The organism is Halomarina pelagica, from assembly GCF_024228315.1.
Lineage (GTDB): Archaea > Halobacteriota > Halobacteria > Halobacteriales > Haloarculaceae > Halomarina > Halomarina pelagica.
The window spans coordinates 3,445,656-3,464,280 of sequence record NZ_CP100454.1 but is presented as its reverse complement, the minus strand read 5'-3'; the positions used below and the strand labels follow the sequence as shown (position 1 = coordinate 3,464,280).

Here is an 18,625-nt window from a genome sequence, read left to right as displayed (position 1 = left end):
CCACCGACGCATCGTGGAGTGACGTCGCACAGATCGTGGGAAACGGGCGTCGCACCGATCGCGAGACACGGACGTCTAGGCGTGATCGACGCGGCACTTCGAAAAAACGACGGAGTTCGTGATCGTCAGCGATTCGTCGACGGGAGCGAGCGGAATCAGATGAGCGAATCGGCGCTCACGTCCGAGTCGCTGCCCAGCTGAACCTGAGACTGGCTCTGGCTCGAAGACTGGTCCTGCGACTGGGTGTTACCGACGCCGCTCTGGCTCTGGGACGCGTCCTGCTCGGCGCTCTGGCTCTGGTCCTGGTCGTTGTCCTCACCGGACTGGGACTGACCCTGCGTCTGGTCGATGTCCTGGTCCACGTCCTGGTCGTTGAGGATCCCCGACTGGGACTGGCCGGCGTCCTGCTCGGCGTCCTGGGTCTGCTCCTGCGAGTTGTCCTCGCCGGTCTGGTACTGACCCTGCTCCTGTTCGGTGTCCTGACTCTCGGTCTGGTCGTTCAGGGCACCGCGCTGGGTCTGCGTGGCGTCCTGCTCGGTGTCCTGGGACTGGCTCTGGTCGCTGTCCTCTGCGGACTGACCCTGGGTCTGACCCTGGTCGTACGACTGGGTCTGCTCCTGGTCGTTCACGACGCCGCGCTGACTCTGACCCTGACCCTGGTCGGCGTCCTGGGACTGACTCTGGTCGCTGTCCTCGGCGGACTGGACCTCGGTCTGCGTCTGACTACCGTCCTGGCTCTGGGCCTGGTCGTTCAGGACGCCCCGCTGGTTCTGACCCTGGTCCTGCGTGTTGGACTGGTCGGCGGTCTGGCTGCTGTCGACGCTCGCCTGCGTCGAGGAAGCCTCCTGGGAGAACGACTGGTTCTGACCCTGGTCGTTGAGCACGCCGGCCTGGCTCTGGCCCTGGCCCTGCTCGCTGTCCTGCGTCGTCTCCTGGTCGTTGTTCACGCCCGTCTGCCCGTTGACCGCGGTCTGGTCGCCCGACTGCGACTGTTCCTGGTCGTTGAGGGCACCCTTCTGGGCCTGCTCCTGAGCCTGCGTGGCCGTCTGGGTGGTGTCCTGCTGGCTGTTCGCGGCGAACAGCTGGCCCTGCGCGGCGTTCTGGCTCACGCCCTGCTGCTGGGTCTGATCGTTGACGATGCCGGACTGCTTCTGGCGCTGTTCCTGGGCGACGCCCTGGTTCAGGCTCTGCTCGCTGTTCACGGCGACCTGGTAGTTCTCGCCGCGCTGGCTGTCGTACTGGCCCTGGAACTGGTCGTTGAAGACGCCCGACTGCTCCTGAACCTGGTACTGCGATTCGTACTGGTTCAGCGTCTGGACGCTGTTGATCGCGAGCTGACCCTGGGCACCGTACTGCTGGCCGATCTGGTACTGGACCTGGGTGTTGTAGGACCCGGTCTGCACCTGCGCTTCGGCCTGACGGCTGGTCTGCTCGAGCAGCTGGAAGTTGAGGGCGCCGTACTGCTCGTTGATGCCGATCTGACCCTTGTACTGGCCCTGGATCTGGGTGTTGTGGTCGCCACCCTGGGCCTGACCTTGCCGCTGATCGGCGTCCTGTCCGGCGACCTGATCGCTCAGGGCGGCGAACTGTACGCCGGAGAGGTCCTGGTTCTGACCCTGTGTCTGTTCTTGTTCGTTCGCGCCCGAACTCGTCGCGGAACCGTCGCCGACCGCACCGACGACGGCGGCCCCGCTCCCGACGATCACGACCGCCACCATGGCGATCGTTAGCAGGCGCGTGACCGTTGCGACACCGCGAGAGTCGCGTCGCGATTTCCGTTCGGATCTTTCTTCTTCTAACATCCGCGGAGAATACACCACCGCAGAGGGACTTTATTATAGATAGATGAAATGAGGACGCAACTCCGTTAAACGTCACGCGAATCGATTCACTCTCCGTTAATGACTGCCGGTCCCCCCGTTCCAGTGAGGCGATTCGGTCCGTAACGTTCACTTGAATTGGATAGTTCTGCCGGGGGCACGCTCTTTCCCTGCGTACAATAGGGTCGAGATAGTGCCCGGCATCGCCAGGTCTCGTGACGGTGGGTAACACCGTCGAGTGACAGTTCAACATCGTTCTTTCATCGGCGTATGGAAAAACCGGCCACACAGCGCTGTTGCGTCGTACAGGCGGGGGATGAACCGTTCGTGAACAGTCATCGACGTACTGGTACTTCCGTCGAGCGCTTCGCGGTTCGACGGAGAAAATCGGGGCGCGTGGAGACGTACTCGCTACGCGCCGGCGGCGGTCGCGTTCGTACCGTTCGGCGTAGCGGCCGCGCTCGGCGAGTCCGTCGCGCTCGGTCCGAACTGCTCGAGGATGCTCGCGATCCGCCCGAGCAACTCGGGCGAGAAGGGAGCGACGGTCCCCCCGTTCTCGCCCTGAAGGACGAAGAGGCTGCGCGTCACGTTCGCGTCGCCGGGCGTCTGGATCTGCACCTGCTGTGCGCCCTGGGCCTGCTGCTGGCGGGTCTCGTCGACGCTCGCGTCCTGGTGCTGGAGCACGACGAGCAGGAGGTTGACGGTCACGTTCCCGTCCGCCTGCACCTGCACGGTCTGCGTCCCGAGCGCCTGCTGCTGGTTGTCGCCGCCGACCTGCACCAGCGAGTTGTTCTGGACCCCCGACTGCACGATCGCGGTCCCGTTCTGCACCTGCCGCTGGTCCTGCGAGGACGACTGGTTCTGGTACTGCGCGTTCCCGTCGCCGCCCCCGGTCTGCGTCTGGTCCTGCTCGACCGCCTGGTCCTGCACCTGGGTCGCGTCGTCGCGCCGCTGTACCTGCGCCTGATCCTGGTCGACGGTCTGGTTCTGTCGCTGTGTCCCGTCGTCGCCGCGATAGGTCTGGTCCTGATCCTGATCGTACGTCTGACTCTGTCGCTGCGTGCTGTCGTTACCCGCCTGCGCCTGTCCCTGCGTCTGGTCGGCCGTCTGGTTCTGCGTCTGGTTTCCGTTCGTCCCCACGTACGACTGGTCGGACGACTGGCTGCCGCTCTGGTTCTGGTCCTGCGTACTGTCACCGGTCGAGTCGGGGGATCCGTCGGCGCTGGCCGAATCGGACGGTCCGTCACCGCCGGACGAAGTCTCCGACGAGTTCGCGCTCGCGGACTCGTTTCCGCTCTCGTCGGACGCGTTCTCCGCCGCGCTGGACGAATTCCCGCTCCCGCGGGTCGCGTTCGCCCCGTCGAAAGGCGACTCGCCGCCGTTGTAGTCGACGGACGAGGACGACGTACTCGCGGACGCGTTCGTGGATGCGTTCGGGGGAGATCCCACGGAAGACCCGTTGCCGGATCTCCCGGCATCGTCGCCGGAGCGAGCGTCGGACGCGTGCGTCGATTCCTCCGTCGACGGCGTCGAGTCGGCCGACGCGTCGTCGCTACCGTTCCCGGACAGCGCCGCGTTCGACCGGTCCTCGGGCGGGCTCTCGTCCGCGATCCCGAGCGCACCACCGCCCCCGCCGAGACCGCTCAGCGCGAACGCGCCGACGATCGCGCTCACGACGAGCACCGCGACGACGACGGCGAGGAGGCCGCGACCCGACCGCCCCCCGGATCCGGAGGTCGGTCGGTCGCCCCGCGAGGACGACTGATCGGTCGGCGATTCTGGTGATCGGCCGGATGTCATTCTCGTATCACGGATAGACGACCGGCTATGAGTGTATTAATTACAATTACGATTACACAGCTTACGTTCATATTAACCGATTATTTCTGGAATCAAGGAGCGAACGCACCGGTTCGAGCGAACATCTCGGTCAGACGCCTCGACGACGGGGATACGACCGTCTGCGTCGACGGAAACCGTCCCGATCGACGACACGCGTCGAAGGCGGAACGCTACCCAGATACTCCACGAACGTTCGGTAAGGCGTCAAATAGGTGGCCAGAAGGAAGTTCGAACTCGGTTATACGGAACATACGCGAGCTGAACGTGGAAATTGTGAGAGGGGCGAGGATACAAACTGTCCGTCGAGCGGGGAGGACCTCGACAGCACTCCTCCGATCGAGGTGTCCGGCCGCGCGTATCGGGGGACCGTCGATCGCTTCGAACCGTTCAGCGATCACCGTCGACCGCTTCGAACCGTTTATGCTGTATTAGGCCGACCTAAAACCGTGATCCGATCGACGTCACTCCGCCGGGGTCGGCGAGCGATGCATCGCTCGCCGGGATACGCGCGTGTCTCTCGACATCGACAGTCAGCCCGCGCCCGAACGGAACGCGTTCGGCGACTGCGAGCCGTCAGATCAGTCGGACGTCGCCTCGAGCGTCCGGTGACGGGGTGATGCGGACCGGCGACCCTCACTGGCGATCGCCATGATGGGGAGCACGCTCCGGGAGATCCGCCGTCGAATCGAGGACCTCTCGACGCCGACGGGCGACTTCGTCGTCCGGTGCGCCCGCACGGGCGAGCGGCCCGTTCCGCTGTTCCGCCGGCGCTTCCCGGATCGGGCGACGGCGACCGAGGCGGCCCGTCTCGGCGAGGAGTACCGCGCCGAACTCCGTCGGTACGATCCCCGCGTCCCCTGGTACGACCTCGTCGCCACCGAGGACGCCGACTTCGCCGAGCGTGACGGGGAACCGCTCGTCGATCCGCAACCGACCCCCGATGACCGCCAGAACGCGCTCGCGGAGTACTGCCACGAGGTGGCCGCCGCGGTCTTCGAGACCCTCTCGACGGGTCCCTATCGCCGGGTCGAACGGGCGGTGATGGACACGTACCTGCGATGCGCCGAGGCGGTGACCGACCCCGACGACCTCTGTCTCGCGCTGCTCGAGAGCGTCGCCCGCGCGCTCGACGAACACCTCGACGACGCGGCACAGGCCGACGTCTTACGCGAGGCCGCGGCGCGTCTCGATCGCGGGGTGGGAGAGCCGGCCGTCGGCTCCGGGCATTCGGCCGATCTCGCACGCGATTCGACGCACGAGTCACCCCTCACGGGGGTCTTCGAGACGCTTCGACGCGTCGCCCTCGTCGAGGGCTACCGCGTTCGTCGCGTTCGTCCCTCACCTCGGGAGCGAACCTCCGAGCGCGCGGACGAGGCCGAGCGGAGGTGGACCGTCTCGCTCCACGGGTACGCGCTCGCGCCGGCCGACGATCGCCTGCCGACGCTTCCCGTCGTGGTCGGCCTGCTCCGGACGCTTCCGAACGACGCGACGGTCACCGAGGCCCGGCGGACCGCCGACGGCTGGGCGCTCACGGTGATCGTGGGATCGACCCGGCCGACCGGCCGCGTCCGCATTCGACCGACGTGACGTCGGATCCGGGCGCAGACGGCATTCTCGCACGCCGGACTGATGGCGTGAACCGACCGGCGGTCCGCGGCCACCGGCGGTCGGTCACTTCAGTCTGACCTCCGGTTCGCACCGGTGGGGTAACGTGACGAGGTTGTACACCGCGGAACGCCCCGTCCACTCCCTGATCTCGTCGAGGGTGGTCTCGTCGACGTTCTCGCCGGACACCTCGATCTCGACCCGGAGGTCGCCGAACATGTCCCTCGGCGCGCCGTCCGGTCCCTCGACGTCCTCCAGCCAGAGGAAGACGAACGGGTCCCACTCGATGCGCACGGTCGTCTCGAGTTCGTCGAGGTCGACCCCCTGCGCGATGGCGCTCATGGAGATGGCCGCGTTGAGGCACCCCGAGAGGGCGGCCAGCGCGGTCTCGATGACCTCCCGACGGTCGGTGGGATCGACGAAGCCGACGGCCTCCTCTACCTCCCGGTGGCCGCCGAAGTGGTACGTGTATTCGCGGGCGACGCGGTCGATCTCCCCGCCGCCGAGCGCGTACGGGCCGGTCTTCGCCCTCGTGTGGATGGCCCGCCCCTCGTAGGTGCCGACGGCACCGAGTTCGAACTGCACGTCCGCCGGGTTCGCCTCCGCGTAGTCGAGGAACGCCCCCAGGTTCTCCAGGTCGACGCCCTGTTCGATGCGCGCCTCTCGTTGAGTGGTCTCTGTCATCTCTGATACCTCCTCGTGCGGTCGTACGCGCCGCGAAAACATGTAATCATCTAGTGATAATTTCGCAGCTAGTGAGACGGATCGTCCGCGAATCGGACGGTACCGTCCGGAGACGCTACAGAGTTAATACCGCGTCCGTCGACCCTCTAGATATGCGAACTCACGGCACGATTGACGCCGACCTGCTCGTCGGGCTCGTCAAACGTGCTCACGCGCTCGCCGAACTGCGGAGCGAGACGCTGGATCACCGGGAATTGGCACGACGGCTCGACGTGTCGATCGCCACCAGCTACCGGCTCGCCGGCTGGCTCGCGGAGGCGGGAGTGGTAACGGACGCGGACGGTGCGCTCGCACTCACGGCGCTCGGCCAGGTGATCGCGGATACCGTGGCCGAATTCGAGACGGACGTTCGGACGGCGCTGGGTCCTACCGCGGCGACGCCGGAACTGCTCGTCGAACTCGTCAGACGCTCCCCGATGCTCGACGCGCTACGGGGAGGGCGACTGGATCGGAGAGAACTCGAAGCACGGCTGAACGTCTCCAGAGCGACCGGCCACCGGCACACGAGATCGCTCGGCGAGATGAGCCTGATCGAGCGGACGGGCGGGACGTTCGCGCTCACGGCGCTCGGCGAGGCAGTGGCGGACGCGGTATCGACGTTCGAGACGAACGGTCGAACCGCGCTCGTACTCGCGCCCGCGCTCGAGGCGATTCGCGAGACGACGACGGATTTCGACGTCGGAATCTTCGCCGACACGACCGTGACGAGCGCCGAGCGCGGGGACGCCTACGGTCCGATGACCCGATTCGTCTCGCTGCTCGAGGAGACGGAGACGCTCCGGGGGTTCGACACCTTCTCCATCGCTCCGACGTACGCGGGGGAGTTCCAACAACGGATCCTGGACGGCATGGAGACGGAGATCATCGACCCGCCAGCGGTCACCGAGAACGTCATGAACAGCTACCCGGAGAAGTGCGTCCAGGTGTGCGCCAGCGAGCACTTTACGCTCTGGATACACGACGACCTCCCCTACGGACTCGCCATCTTCGACGATCGAGTCGGGATCGGCGTGCGCGATACGGACGCGAGGACGCTCCGGGCGTTCGTGGACACCGACTCGGCGGCGGCGCGCGAGTGGGCCGAGGCCGTCTACGAATCCTATCGGAACGAGGCCGTCCGTCTCGAGAGTTTTACCAAGCGGGGGCTGCGCGAGGCGATGGCGGCGATGTGACGGCACTCGCGCACGCGGCATCGGAGTCGCGGGGCGCGAGACAACAGCTAAGGGATCGTACGGATAATCGTCCGATCCCGCCCGAGGGGGAGACGACATGGTCAAGGAAGTACGCTGTATCAACGCCGGATTCGAGGACTGCGCGTTTCTGATTCGCTCCGAGGACGAGGAGGAGATCGTCGAGGTCGTCAGGCGACACGCCGAGCGGGTCCACGACACGTCGACGACCCGCGATCACGTCGAGAGGATAATGAGGGACGTGTAGTCGCGCTCGCGGACGCTATCCGGGCGGCGCGTCCGGTTACGGCTTCGCTTCGAACACGAGGTTGAACGGCGTCTCGGTCGCCCGCCGGAAGCGCGTGAACCCGCCCCCGGTGACGACGTCGCGGATTCGCGCCTCGCCGGCCTGTGCGCCCAGCGCGTACTCGCCCTCCTGATCGAGCGAGTTCGGCGTACAGACCAGCGTCGAGACCGAGTAGAACGCCCGACCGACCGGGGTCAGGTTGTCCTCCACGAGATCGCTCGCGTAGGGCTCGACGATCATCCACGCGCCATCATTGGCGAGCGTCTCCCGGACGTGCGCTGCGGCACCGACCGGGTCGCCCATGTCGTGGAGGCAGTCGAACATCGTGACGAAGTCGTACTCGGCTCCGTCGTACGACGCGGCCGTCGCCACCTCGAAGGTCACGCGGTCGTCGACGCCGACCTCCGCCGCTCGCTCGCGGGCCGCCTCCATCGACGGTTCGTGGTAGTCGACGCCGACGAAGGTCGATTCGGGGTACGCCTCGGCCATGAGGATGGTCGAGGCACCGTAGCCACAGCCCACGTCCGCCACGCGTCCGCCCCCTTCGAGCGTCGCTTCGACGCCGTCGAGCGCCGGAATCCAGTCGTCGACGAGGTTGGCCGCGTAGTTGGGCCTGAAGAAGCGCTCGGTGCCGTGGAACAGCCCCTCGTCGTGTTCGTGCCAACCCACACCCTCCCCGGTGCGGAACGCCTCGGCGAGTCGCGGCGCGATCCGGGCCGCCGCGGTAGCGACCTGAAAGGCCCCCGGCACGAACGCCGGACTACTCTCGTCGGCCAGGAAGGCGGCCTGCTCCTCGGTGAGACCGTAGCGATCCGTCTCGGGATCGTAGGTCACGTATCCGCCGGCGGCCTGCGATCGTAGCCACTCGCGGACGTAGCGCTCGGCGGTGTCGGTACGCTCGGCCAGCCCCGCCGACGTGAGCGGTCCCGCGTCGGCGAGCGCCGCGTAGAGGCCGAGTTCGTCGCCGATGACGAGCAGCGGCGCGTGGAACGCCGCGCCGAAATCGGTCACGGCCGTCTCCAGGTGTCGGTGCAGTGTGTCTTCGTTGATTGCCATGATGTTCTCCTCAGTGTCGTCCGACGGTTCGATCCCCCTCCATGCGTCGCGCGGGCGCGAACGGCCGATTCCGTCCGCCACCTTCGGCATCCGTTAATCGTCGTTCAAACATCGACCATCTCGTCACGCAGGTCGTCCTCGAATACGCCCAACCCGTGCCGCGTGTTGGCGTGCTCTCTCACGAACCCGAGCATCTCCTCTAGCTCCGAGCGAATCAGGAACTCGCAGTCGATTCCGGCTCCTCTACAGCTTATCTCCTCGACCATGGTTTCGTGGTTGTTGTCGTTCGGTCGTCGGCCGGGACCACCGGCGAGAGACGGTACGACCGGGCACGGAAATATAGTCATCCAGTAATAATTTCGCACGAAGTGAGACGCGGTGCGACGCGGAACGGGGGTTGTTCGACCGCCGCCGGGGACGCTGGCACTCGCCCGGGCGAATCTCGAGAAGGGCGAGGTGATCGCGCTGCATGCGATTTCGCCTAAATCCGCTGCAAAGCATCCGCTGAGCAGGTCTGCGAGCATTCTGACGACTAACTCGACGACCCATTCGCTTCTCAAGCTGGTCTAAATAGACAGTACCCAACCACCGAGTCTGTCGACGACCATCGACGAAGTTCGTATCGCGACATTCGATTCATACTGACCGTCCGCGATCGGATCGTCAGGAGGATTCACTCACACCGTCGTTGTTCTCATCGGATGATTTAATTCGAAACCGTCCTATTACTCGGCGATGACTATCGCGGGCCCTGTCGGCCGGACGCCGATCGGCCGACAGCGGGATCCGGTCGCTCTCTGTACAGCGTTCTTCCGGACGAGGCGTGAAATCGACGGGGCGAGCGCACCGGCATGACCGCCACCGTCGCGCCGCCGACCGTAGTCCCCACGACCGATCCGACCGGCGTTCGTATCGGGGACGTTCACGAGAACGTGAGCGTGCAGTTGGGGACGCCGGAGCCGGTCTCTCCGAGAGCCGTTTCGACCGACGGGTTCTACTTTCCGGTCACGACCGCCGTGTCGCTCGACACGTCCGTACTCCGGATTCCGCATCTCGTCAACGTGCTCGTCAGAGACGAGCGCGGGAGCGTCGTCGCGGAGGCGGTGAACCGAGCGACTGCGACCGTCCCCGACGGTCGGTACGTGCTCGAGATCAGTTCGCTCGGCGTCGTCTGTTACCTCTCCGTCGAGGGGGCGGTCACGGTCGAACCGGACGGCGGAGAGCGGGTGATCCGAACGTCCGCCGACGCGCTACGGCTGGGCCTCCGGTCGCGTCACGTCTACCCGAAGGCGACGGTGACGACGACCGACGACCCGCGGGACGTGATGCGCGCCGTCTCGTGTTTCGGATCGGCGCTCAAGACGACGAGCTGTGAGCGTTCCTGGCCCTCGTTACGGGGGTGTCCGCCGCTCGTCGAGCGCGGCGACCGCTTCGACGCGCCGGCGTCGCTCGCCGATTCGCGCTCCGACGTCCGCATCGAGGTCCCCCCCGACCTCCGGTACGTCTACCCCGTCGCGTCGCTCGCCTACTACACCGACGCCACCGTCGGTCCGGGCGACGAACCGCGACTGATCGCCGACGGGTTCGTCCACCCGCTCGACGGTTCCGACGGGTTCGAAGCGGCGGTTCGACGGACGCTCGAACACGTGTTCCTCCTCGACTGCGTCGTCCGGACCGAAGGGTACTACCCGGTGGACCTCGCGGAGCGACGCGCCGTCGAGTCGTGCACCGATCTCGACGTGTCGGCCCTCTACGACGCACCCCTCGCGACGCAGCTGGAGCAGTACCTCTCGATCCCGTTCGACGCCCTCTCCGGCGCACGGCCGACGTGGAAACTGACGGCCGACGTCGCTCCCGCTCCCGAACACGTGGCCTACCTCCCCTTCGCGGCGCTCGACCTCGCGCACGTGCGCTGCCGCGCGTCGGAACCCGCCCCGCCGAGCGAACTGAGCGGGGTCGTCGCGGACTTCTACCGCGAGTCGTCGGACGCGTCCCCGTCCCGGAGGTCGGTTCCGGGCGACTCGCTCGAGCGGGTGTTCGAACCTCCACCGGCCGACTCCATCGAGCAGGCGTGGATCGGGGACGGGTATCCCGTCGGGGCGTCGAAGCCGACGGCCGAGACCTGTCGCCGTCAACTCGGCGGCGCGACCGACTCCCCCGTTCGCGTCGTGGTCGTCGCCAACGATCCGGAGATGGTCGAGGAGCGGAGCGTCACCGACCTCTACGGTCTCCGGGAGCACATCGCGATGGACGTCGTCGTCCACGAACGGACGACGGTCGACGAGTTGCGGGAACTGCTCGCGCGCGACGAAGAATTCCTCCACTACGTCGGTCACGTCGACGAGCGTGGGATGCAGTGTCTCGACGGCCACCTCGACGCGAGAGCGCTCGACTCGGTCGGGGTCCGCGCGTTCATCCTCAACGCCTGTCGTTCCTACGAACAGGGGACGGCGCTCGTCGACGCGGGCGCGACCGGCGGCGTCGTCACGCTCGAACCGGTCGCCAACCGGGCCGCGACGGTCGTCGGTCGGCAGACCGCCCGCCTGCTGAACGCCGGCTTCTCGCTCGCCGCGGCCCTCGACGTGATCGCGGACGAAACGCTATCGGGTCGACAGTACATGATCGTCGGCGACGGGAACGCGACCGTGACGAAGACCAAGGGTGGTGCGCCCGTCCGACTCGACGTGGAGCGGATCGGCGACGACCGCTTCTCGGTGACGTTCTTCGGGTACCCGACGCGCGAGTGCCCTCTCGGAGCGCTTTACACGCCGCACATCGGCGAGAATCGAACGCGCTACATCAACGGCGGTCCGCTCGTTCGAACAGAAGTTTCGGGTGAAGAGCTGTCAGACGCCCTCGAACTCGAGCGCGTCCCGGTTTGCATCGACGGACGACTCGAGTGGAGCGACGCGATCACCCTCGATAGATCCGCGTAGCTGAGCTACGGCCCTACGTTAGCGCTCCCGATCGCCGACTGAACCAGGTTGCCGCTGGCCAGCAGCAGGACGTACACCGCGCCCATCAGTTTCGGATGACTGTACAGGACCTCGGACAGTGCATTACTATCTGACATTCAAGAATAGAAATCAATCGCCACTATTTAAATCTGTCCAATCTCGTCTATATAAATAATGGCGGCTGAAACCGGCTTCCACTTTATCCTCGGGTGAGACGTGTACGTGGAACGATCCTTTGGCCGACGGGTATTTACATCCAGTACCGAATGTCCGGTCGTGAGTGGCGATCCGGGCGCGTCCGCCACGAGGGACGTATGGGAAGGGACCGGGCGATGCGCGTACGACGAGGGAACGGTCCGCACAGTGGGCGAGGCGGGGCTCTTCCGGGAACTCCTCGGTCGAGTGTCCGAGGGGATCCTGACCGTCGACGAGTCCGGCGCGGTCGCGTTCGCCAACGTCGCCGGCGCGGACGTTTTCGGTTACGCGCCGGCGGAACTCGTCGGTGAGTCGCTCTCCGCGCTCGTCCCCGACTGCCCGGTCGATCCCCAGTGCGAGCGAAACGACGTCGAAGCGCTCGGACGCCGAAAGGACGGGTCCGCGGTCCCGATCACCGTCTCGTTCCACGAGGTGCACCGCGACGATCGACGTCTCGTCGCCTGCCTCGTCCGCGACGACGGCGAGCGACGGCGCGTTCCGACCGAACCTCGGGCGTCCGCGGAGTCGTACCGGCACTTGCTCGATACGGCACCGAACGCGGCCATCGTCGCCGACGCCGAGACGGACGAGATCGTCGAAGCGAACACCGCCGCCACCGATCTCCTGGGAACGTCACGGCGGGATCTCGTCGGTCGCTATCGGACGGATCTCCACCCACCGGAGGGATCCGACCGCGACCGCGGGGTCTCCGCGGCGCACGCCGCGGGGGACGGCGCGCTCCCGGAAGGAGCCGACGGGTACGTCGTCCACGACGACGGCCACTGGATCCCCGTCGAGGTGAGCGCCCGCGTCACGGAACTCGACGGGACGACCGTCGTGCGTACGACGTTCCGCGACGTCCGCGAGCGTCGCCGTCGCGAGCGCGAACTCGCACTCGCCCGAGAGGAACGCACCCGCCTGAACCGGATCAACCGCGTCGTCCGCCGGACGAACCGCGCGCTCCTCGACGCCGAGACGCGGTCCGAGATCGCGAACGCGGTCTGCGAACGGCTCGTCGACGCGGAGCCGTACGTCTTCGCGTGGATGGGAAGCGTCAACCGACCCGGCGAACGGGTCGTCCCCGAGACGTGGGCCGGGGACGCCGAGGGATACCTCGACGCCGTCACGATCCCCCTCTCGGACGACGCGGCCGCAGGTCCCACGGCGCGCGCCGTCCGAACTCGCGACGTGCAGACGGTCCAGGACCTCGAGACCGACGAGGCGTTCGCCCCGTGGCGCGGTCCCGCGCTCGAACGGGGATACCGCTCGTCGGCCGCGATCCCCGTCGTCTTCGGCGACCGGTTGTTCGGCGTCCTCTGTCTCTACGCCGATACGCCCGCCGCGTTCGACGCGGCGGAGCGCGAGGTACTCGCCGAACTCGGCGAGAGCGTCGGACACGCGATGAACGCCCTCGAACGCGAGGAGGCGCTGATGAGCGACTGCGTCCTGGAAGTCGACCTCCGTTCCGAGTCGATCGTTCGGGGGGTACCCACCGCAGTCGAGGAGGGCGGAACGGTCACCTTCGACCGGCTCATCCCCACGACCGAGGATCGGTACCTGCAGTACGTGACCGTCACCGGGGTCGAGGCAGATCGCTTCGCCGACCTCGTCCTCGGACATCCCGCCTACGAGGATGCGCGGTGTATCCGGGAGGGGGACGGGGAGTACGTGTTCGAACTGCACGCGCGCGACCCGCCGACCTCGTCGCTCGTCACGACGTACTGCGGTCGTATCACGGACGTCGTCGTCGAGGGGAGCGAGGTCCGGATCACCGCGGAACTCCCCGTGCAGACGGACGTCCGCCAGCTCCTCGAGACGCTTCGAGAACGCGTCCCCGACGTCGAACTCGTCTCTCAGCGGACCGTGCCACGTCGGAGCCTCACTCCCGACGGCGTCCGTCTCTCGCTCGAAGACGATCTCACCGAACGCCAGCGGACGACGATCGAGACCGCCTACTACGCGGGATACTTCAACTGGCCGCGCGACAGCACCGCAGAGGAGGTCGCGGATCTGCTCGGCGTCTCCTCGCCGACGGTCCACAAGCACCTCCGGGCCGCCGAACAGAAGGTCTTCCGAACGATCCTCGAGTAGCCGCCCGTCTCCGAGAGACGGCCCGCAACCGCCATACTTCTTAACCGATTTAACTGTCTTATCCGATTTAGCGATCTTGTCTGACGTAGAGTTAAGACGCCTTAACCGTCACGTACTCGTAGGAATGGCATACCGGCTAGCACTTTCGAACCAGAAGGGCGGCGTGGGGAAGACGACCGTCGCCATCAACGTCGCCGGGGCGCTCGCGGCGCGGGAAAACGACGTGCTGTTCGTCGACCTCGATCCGCAGGGTCACGGAACGGAGGGGCTCGGTCTGGACGACGCCTACGACGCCGAACCGCCGAGCCTCTACGACGTCCTCCTCGACCTCGACTCGCGGTCGCTCATCAACGCCCTCGTCCGCGAGCACGAGGAGTTCGACGTGGTCCCCTCGAACGTGGACATGTTCAGCGCCGAGCCGAAGCTGACGACGGCGATGCGGAGCCGCGAGCGGTTCGCCATGGCGCTCGACGAACTCGAACACGACTACGACTTCGTGATCGTCGACTGCCCGCCGTCGCTCGGTAACCTGACCGACAACGCGCTCCTCGCGTGTCGGAACCTGCTCATCCCGGCGCTGGCGGAGGGGACGTCCATCCGCGCGCTCGAGATCCTCTTCGACCAGATCGAGACGCTCGAACAGGGCTACGGCGTCGACATCCGGGACGTGGGCCTCGTCGCCAACCGCGTCGAGACCGACGGCGAGGCGACCGAGATGATGGCCTGGTTCGAGGACACCTTCGGGGGGCGCATCCCCGTCTGGGAGGTCAGAAAGCGCGTCGCGCTCAAGCGCGCGTGGAACGAGGGGGCGTCGATCTTCACCCACCGCGAGGACTGCGACATGGAGGACGCCTTCCTCGACGTCGCGGCCCACCTCGAGGAGGTGGCCGGATGACCGACCGCGACGAGCGGGCCAACAGGCTGAAGCGACGGTTCGAGCGCGACGACGACCCGACCCCGGACGCCCCGTCGCCCACGACCGAGGGGGAAACCCGACCCGACGAGGACGGCGACCGACAGTCGATCAAGGACCGCCCGAGCGTGCTCATGTACCTGCCCGACGACCTCCGACAGGAACTCGACATCCGCTTCGACGAACTCAACGCCCGGCACAAGCGCGAGCGCGGCGAACCGCTCGAGAAGAATCGCGACTACTACCCGGCGGTCGTCGAAGCGGGCTTAGAGGGGATGACTGTCGAAGACATCTTGGACCTCTAAGATCGATTAGCGCCGAGCGATCGGTCGGAAGACGGAGACGGCTCGACGTTCGGGTGATCGTTCGTCTCGTGTAGACTCCCACACCTCCGCGTAACGCGTACTCCCCGAGGGACGTCGAGCGGATTTGAACCCTATCGGACGTGAGCGCTTCGCTGCACGTCCTCCCTGGTTCGAACCCTTCGTCACCACTTCGCCGGCGCAGGCTCCTCGCTTCGCTCGTCGCGTTACGCCGGCAGTAAGTGGGTGGGCGGAACGCGATTCTCGTCAGTCGTCAACACCTCCGTCACTCCCGAAGCCGAGTCGGTCGAAGCGTGGTCGGTGACGTTGTTTCATCTCCGCCATCGAGTCCGTCCGAGCGCGGTTGGGACGCCGTGAGGGGAGCGCTCGCTCGTATCGGAGAATCGAGACAGGCGCACGTCTTAGGACCCCCTTCGTACGGACAGGGCGAACGCCGGCAGTGGACCGTCGCGAGATCTCCCAGGACGCGCACCGGACCGCACCCTGAGACGGTACACGCGTTGTGGCGCTCGATCACGAGCCGGCGTCCCCACCCGTCTCTCCCGAGCGTTCGCCACTCGCGACCGTGGGCGTCCCGAGCCGCGACGTCGAGGTCACTCTCCGGCGTTGCGCGCTCCCATCGCCTGCGTGACGTGCGTGAGCGTGACCAGGCCGAGTCCTCCGAGGAGGTTACCGATCGTGACGACTACTATCATCACCGCGAGCGTCCCGAGGCCGATGTTCGCGCCGAAGAGGATGCCGAAGAAGACGTGTAGCGCGGTGACGACGACGTGGTTCAAGGGTCCGAGCGCGAGGAGGAATCCGACGATGTAAGCGAGGCTGAGCCGGGTCCTCACGCTGTTCACGGCGACGAGGAGGAACGACAGCAAACTGACGAGCGCGCCACCCGCAACGGCGCTCGAAAACCACGCTGCGGGCCCGTGGCGCGCGCTCTCTTTCGCGAACGCGGCCAGCACGTCCCCCGTCCCCGAGGGGAGGACACCGTCGACGGAGAAGACGAGCGCAAAGAGGCCACCGCCGAGGAGATTGAACACGAGCGTGAGGGCCCACAGGCGAAGGAGCGGCGAGAGCATCCAGGTCCCGGATCGATCGGCGGCCGCCGCGACCGGGTCGAAGAAGTTTTCGTTGAACAGTTCCGTTCGACCCACCACGACGAACACGAGACCGACTCCGAAGGCGAGCGCCCCCGCGATTTTGGCGACCTCGCCGAACTGCGGTTCGACGAGAGCTTCGACGATCCCGAGCGCGACGATGCCGAAGACGATCGTGAACCCGGCGATGAAGCTGGTCGAAATCAACTCGAGCAGCGACTGATCGAGTCGTCGCGTACCTTCCTCGACGGCTCGATCGAATATCTCGCCGGGAGAAGGGGCAGGAGTTTCAGCCACATCACCGAACACGGTGTGAAGAGGGAAAAACTGCGGGTGGAGCGCTACGACTCGTCGCGCCGTCGTGAACCCCGCATCGATTCGCCCGTGCCTCTCGACAGGTGGCCCGCGCGGTCGCTCGCGCTCGCCGTCGTGTCGCAGAGGAGTGGGTCGGGGCGGATTTGACCCTCGGTCACTCCGCTCGCTCGCGCTCGCTTCGCTCCCTGGTTCAAATCCTTCGTCACCACTTCGCCGGCGCAGGCTCCTCGCTCCGCTCGTCGCGTTGCGCCGGCAGTAAGTGGGTTGGGGCGGATTTGAACCGCCGACTTCCTCCGTGTGAAGGAGGTATCATAACCGGACTAGATCACCAACCCGCGTCCGGAAAAAACGACCGATGGGACTTAACGCTTCCTTTCGACTATTCGGCCGGCGGTTTTCCGCGCACCCTGTCGAGTCGGAGGCGGGCCTCGGCGATGGCCTCCTTCGCCTCGCCCTCCGCGTTCTCCTGGAGGTCCTTCAGGTCGGCGCGAATCTGGTCGATCCGGGACTGCTCCGGCTCCTCGTCGCCGCCGAGGAGGTCCTGCAACCGCTCCTGCACACCCTCGATCTCCGTCGCGAGCCCCTTCTTCGCGGTGGCCCCGGCGCGTTTCAGGTAGTACTGAGCGTCTTCGAAGTGACGGTTCATGGCGGGAGGTAGCAAATATTAGAATAAAACATTTGTGTCCGGTTGATCGGGACGGAATCGGGACAGTAACGTTTTTATGCTTTTAGGTTCACCTAAACCATAGGGGCCGCCGCCCCGTGCCGTCGAGGGGTACAGTCGCCGCGAGGCGCGATCGTCAACAGTGGGCCCGGCGCATCGCCGGAACGTCTGTTCCATTTCTCCGGCCGTGACGACCCGACGCTCAGTACGTCGGGGACTCCTCGGTCTCGCCCTCGCGCTTGTTCACGACGCGCGCGAAGACGAACAGCGCGTCGGAGAGCCGGTTCAGGTAGGTGATGGCGTGCTCGTTGACCGGCTCGGCGGACGCGAGCGTGACGGCGCGACGCTCGGCGCGCCGGACGACGGCGCGCGCGTGGTGGAGTTTCGCCCCCGCCTCGCTCCCGCCCGGGAGGACGAACGACTGCAACGGGTCGAGTTCCTCGTCGTACTCGTCCATCCACGCCTCCAGTCGCTCCACGTCCTCCTCGTCGATCCGGGGGGCGTCGCTGTCCTCGTCCGGGTCGGCGAAGTCCGCCTGGACGACGTGGAGGTGGTTCTGGATCGCCCTGAGTCGGTCGTCGACGTCGTCGTAACCCGACGGCCGGACGACGCCGACGAGCGCGTTGGCCTCGTCGACCGTCCCGTAGGCCTCGATGCGCGCGCTCGTCTTCGAGACGCGGTCCATGTTCCGCAGGTCGGTCATCCCCTCGTCCCCGCGTCCGGTGTAGATCCGCATACCCGAACTACCGCGGGCCAGCGACTTATACCCACTCGCGGGGTCCGGCCGGGAAAGCGAAGCGTGAAGTGACGCCCGCACGGAGGGCGAGACATGAGCCTCGAAACCCGACACTACTGTCCGCAGTGCGGTGGTGAGCGCGAGTTCTACCGCACCGCGAGCACGCTCATTCACCTCGGCGAGAAGACCAAGTGGCGCTGTACGGAGTGCGACTACGGGTTCGTGATGATCGGCGACGACATCGTCTCCGACGCCGACGTGTCGGCCTGAGTCGGTCACCGCACCCCGCCCCCTCTTTCCCTTCCGTAGATGCGACCACTCGGATCGACGCCCGCTAGGTTGTCAATTGATCGCACGATCACTCAAGGCTTATGCTACTCCGTACCATACCTCCTCCCGCAGGACGAACAACAGTCCGAGAACGTGGCAGGAAAATGAGCACACGAACTCACGACGAGACGAACCAGACGCCCGACACGCCCGATACGCTCGACCCCGACTGCGTCGCCCTCCCGCTGGACGACGGACAGATCATCCTCTACGATCCGTCGAACCACCAGGCGTGGATCCAGTCCGACACGGCCGTCGAGTTCGAATTCGAGCGCGACCCCCCGGGAGAGGACTGAGCCCGGTCCGGAGACCGGGTCGGCTCGCGCATATCGACCGTCATCGTTCCCTCCCCCTTCTTTCGACCCTTCGCTTCGCTCCGTTCGCCCGGCGCACCGCCGAGTACGGCGATCGTCCGGGCGCGCCGCTCACGGTTTCGAGGAACGACTATACCGTTGGGTGCCCGAGCG

General features: G+C 66.3%; 18 protein-coding genes and 1 tRNA gene. 9 read left to right on the top strand and 10 right to left on the bottom strand.

Annotated elements, in window-relative coordinates:
* Positions 1–155 precede the first annotated feature (155 nt).
* Together NKI68_RS18145 and NKI68_RS18140 are read right to left on the bottom strand one after the other, a co-directional pair.
* Positions 156–1,718 (bottom strand): putative sodium/potassium/calcium exchanger, encoded by a 1,563-nt coding sequence (locus tag NKI68_RS18145; RefSeq protein WP_254544532.1) that lies wholly within the window; start codon positions 1,716–1,718, stop codon positions 156–158.
* 513 nt (positions 1,719–2,231) lie between these two features.
* On the bottom strand, positions 2,232–3,620 hold the full coding sequence (locus NKI68_RS18140; RefSeq protein ID WP_254544531.1) for a hypothetical protein: 1,389 nt from the start codon (positions 3,618–3,620) through the stop codon (positions 2,232–2,234).
* 690 nt (positions 3,621–4,310) lie between these two features.
* Here NKI68_RS18140 and NKI68_RS18135 point away from each other — a divergent pair.
* Positions 4,311–5,249, top strand: coding sequence for a DUF7551 domain-containing protein (locus NKI68_RS18135; RefSeq protein WP_254544530.1), 939 nt, complete (start codon positions 4,311–4,313; stop codon positions 5,247–5,249).
* An 84-nt stretch (positions 5,250–5,333) separates the two neighbouring features.
* On the opposite strand, the gene NKI68_RS18130 is transcribed toward NKI68_RS18135, so the two are convergent.
* Positions 5,334–5,951, bottom strand: a complete 618-nt coding sequence (locus NKI68_RS18130; protein WP_254544529.1) for an OsmC family protein — start codon at positions 5,949–5,951, stop codon at positions 5,334–5,336.
* 152 nt (positions 5,952–6,103) lie between these two features.
* Here NKI68_RS18130 and NKI68_RS18125 point away from each other — a divergent pair, with 152 nt between their 5' ends.
* Together NKI68_RS18125 and NKI68_RS18120 are read left to right on the top strand one after the other, a co-directional pair.
* Positions 6,104–7,183, top strand: coding sequence for a helix-turn-helix transcriptional regulator (locus tag NKI68_RS18125; protein WP_254544528.1), 1,080 nt, complete (start codon positions 6,104–6,106; stop codon positions 7,181–7,183).
* 97 nt (positions 7,184–7,280) lie between these two features.
* Entirely contained in the window at positions 7,281–7,448 is a 168-nt protein-coding gene (locus NKI68_RS18120) for a DUF1059 domain-containing protein (protein ID WP_254544527.1), read from the top strand.
* 36 nt (positions 7,449–7,484) lie between these two features.
* Here NKI68_RS18120 and NKI68_RS18115 read toward each other — a convergent pair whose 3' ends face one another.
* Together NKI68_RS18115 and NKI68_RS18110 are read right to left on the bottom strand one after the other, a co-directional pair.
* Complete coding sequence (locus tag NKI68_RS18115) at positions 7,485–8,543, bottom strand: methyltransferase (protein WP_254544526.1); 1,059 nt, start codon at positions 8,541–8,543, stop codon at positions 7,485–7,487.
* Positions 8,544–8,647: 104 nt separating this feature from the next.
* Positions 8,648–8,809 (bottom strand): DUF1059 domain-containing protein, encoded by a 162-nt coding sequence (locus NKI68_RS18110; protein WP_254544525.1) that lies wholly within the window; start codon positions 8,807–8,809, stop codon positions 8,648–8,650.
* Positions 8,810–9,394: 585 nt separating this feature from the next.
* Between NKI68_RS18110 and NKI68_RS18105 the strand changes: the two genes are divergently transcribed.
* Positions 9,395–11,479 carry a CHAT domain-containing protein gene (locus tag NKI68_RS18105; RefSeq protein ID WP_254544524.1) on the top strand — a complete coding sequence of 695 codons (2,085 nt, stop codon included), beginning with the start codon at positions 9,395–9,397 and terminating at the stop codon, positions 11,477–11,479.
* A gap of 5 nt (positions 11,480–11,484) precedes the next feature.
* On the opposite strand, the gene NKI68_RS23630 is transcribed toward NKI68_RS18105, so the two are convergent.
* Positions 11,485–11,616: a hypothetical protein gene (locus NKI68_RS23630; protein ID WP_256562652.1), complete on the bottom strand. Its 132-nt coding sequence runs from the start codon at positions 11,614–11,616 to the stop codon at positions 11,485–11,487.
* Positions 11,617–11,776: 160 nt separating this feature from the next.
* On the opposite strand from NKI68_RS23630, the gene NKI68_RS18100 reads away from it, so the two are divergent.
* The 3 genes from NKI68_RS18100 (at position 11,777) to NKI68_RS18090 (ending at position 15,004) form a co-directional block, all read left to right on the top strand.
* Positions 11,777–13,786 carry a bacterio-opsin activator domain-containing protein gene (locus tag NKI68_RS18100; protein WP_254544523.1) on the top strand — a complete coding sequence of 670 codons (2,010 nt, stop codon included), beginning with the start codon at positions 11,777–11,779 and terminating at the stop codon, positions 13,784–13,786.
* Positions 13,787–13,910: 124 nt separating this feature from the next.
* Positions 13,911–14,681 carry a ParA family protein gene (locus tag NKI68_RS18095; RefSeq protein WP_254544522.1) on the top strand — a complete coding sequence of 257 codons (771 nt, stop codon included), beginning with the start codon at positions 13,911–13,913 and terminating at the stop codon, positions 14,679–14,681.
* Positions 14,678–15,004 carry a DUF8160 family protein gene (locus NKI68_RS18090; RefSeq protein ID WP_254544521.1) on the top strand — a complete coding sequence of 109 codons (327 nt, stop codon included), beginning with the start codon at positions 14,678–14,680 and terminating at the stop codon, positions 15,002–15,004. Before NKI68_RS18095 ends, NKI68_RS18090 begins: the two co-directional genes overlap by 4 nt.
* Positions 15,005–15,615: 611 nt before the next feature.
* Here NKI68_RS18090 and NKI68_RS18085 read toward each other — a convergent pair.
* The 4 genes from NKI68_RS18085 to NKI68_RS18070 form a co-directional block, all read right to left on the bottom strand.
* Entirely contained in the window at positions 15,616–16,410 is a 795-nt protein-coding gene (locus NKI68_RS18085) for a formate/nitrite transporter family protein (RefSeq protein WP_254544520.1), read from the bottom strand.
* 278 nt (positions 16,411–16,688) lie between these two features.
* Positions 16,689–16,763, bottom strand: a tRNA-Val gene (locus NKI68_RS18080).
* Between the two features lie 44 nt (positions 16,764–16,807).
* On the bottom strand, positions 16,808–17,074 hold the full coding sequence (locus NKI68_RS18075) for a DUF7553 family protein (RefSeq protein WP_254544519.1): 267 nt from the start codon (positions 17,072–17,074) through the stop codon (positions 16,808–16,810).
* 220 nt (positions 17,075–17,294) lie between these two features.
* Complete coding sequence (locus NKI68_RS18070; protein ID WP_254544518.1) at positions 17,295–17,828, bottom strand: cob(I)yrinic acid a,c-diamide adenosyltransferase; 534 nt, start codon at positions 17,826–17,828, stop codon at positions 17,295–17,297.
* 93 nt (positions 17,829–17,921) lie between these two features.
* On the opposite strand from NKI68_RS18070, the gene NKI68_RS18065 reads away from it, so the two are divergent.
* A complete protein-coding gene (locus tag NKI68_RS18065; RefSeq protein WP_254544517.1) occupies positions 17,922–18,098 on the top strand; it encodes a DUF7838 family putative zinc beta-ribbon protein in 177 nt (58 codons plus the stop codon).
* A gap of 164 nt (positions 18,099–18,262) precedes the next feature.
* On the top strand, positions 18,263–18,454 hold the full coding sequence (locus tag NKI68_RS18060; protein WP_254544516.1) for a DUF7331 family protein: 192 nt from the start codon (positions 18,263–18,265) through the stop codon (positions 18,452–18,454).
* The last annotated feature ends 171 nt before the right edge of the window (positions 18,455–18,625 follow it).

Bases quoted from the DNA above. Each gene is read 5' to 3' on its own strand.
- NKI68_RS18145 (WP_254544532.1), bottom strand. From the start codon at position 1,718: ATGGTGGCGGTCGTGATCGTCGGGAGCGGGGCCGCCGTCGTCGGTGCG.
- NKI68_RS18140 (WP_254544531.1), bottom strand. From the start codon at position 3,620: ATGACATCCGGCCGATCACCAGAATCGCCGACCGATCAGTCGTCCTCG.
- NKI68_RS18135 (WP_254544530.1), top strand. From the start codon at position 4,311: ATGATGGGGAGCACGCTCCGGGAGATCCGCCGTCGAATCGAGGACCTC.
- NKI68_RS18130 (WP_254544529.1), bottom strand. From the start codon at position 5,951: ATGACAGAGACCACTCAACGAGAGGCGCGCATCGAACAGGGCGTCGAC.
- NKI68_RS18125 (WP_254544528.1), top strand. From the start codon at position 6,104: ATGCGAACTCACGGCACGATTGACGCCGACCTGCTCGTCGGGCTCGTC.
- NKI68_RS18120 (WP_254544527.1), top strand. From the start codon at position 7,281: ATGGTCAAGGAAGTACGCTGTATCAACGCCGGATTCGAGGACTGCGCG.
- NKI68_RS18115 (WP_254544526.1), bottom strand. From the start codon at position 8,543: ATGGCAATCAACGAAGACACACTGCACCGACACCTGGAGACGGCCGTG.
- NKI68_RS18110 (WP_254544525.1), bottom strand. From the start codon at position 8,809: ATGGTCGAGGAGATAAGCTGTAGAGGAGCCGGAATCGACTGCGAGTTC.
- NKI68_RS18105 (WP_254544524.1), top strand. From the start codon at position 9,395: ATGACCGCCACCGTCGCGCCGCCGACCGTAGTCCCCACGACCGATCCG.
- NKI68_RS23630 (WP_256562652.1), bottom strand. From the start codon at position 11,616: ATGTCAGATAGTAATGCACTGTCCGAGGTCCTGTACAGTCATCCGAAA.
- NKI68_RS18095 (WP_254544522.1), top strand. From the start codon at position 13,911: ATGGCATACCGGCTAGCACTTTCGAACCAGAAGGGCGGCGTGGGGAAG.
- NKI68_RS18090 (WP_254544521.1), top strand. From the start codon at position 14,678: ATGACCGACCGCGACGAGCGGGCCAACAGGCTGAAGCGACGGTTCGAG.
- NKI68_RS18075 (WP_254544519.1), bottom strand. From the start codon at position 17,074: ATGAACCGTCACTTCGAAGACGCTCAGTACTACCTGAAACGCGCCGGG.
- NKI68_RS18070 (WP_254544518.1), bottom strand. From the start codon at position 17,828: ATGCGGATCTACACCGGACGCGGGGACGAGGGGATGACCGACCTGCGG.
- NKI68_RS18065 (WP_254544517.1), top strand. From the start codon at position 17,922: ATGAGCCTCGAAACCCGACACTACTGTCCGCAGTGCGGTGGTGAGCGC.
- NKI68_RS18060 (WP_254544516.1), top strand. From the start codon at position 18,263: ATGAGCACACGAACTCACGACGAGACGAACCAGACGCCCGACACGCCC.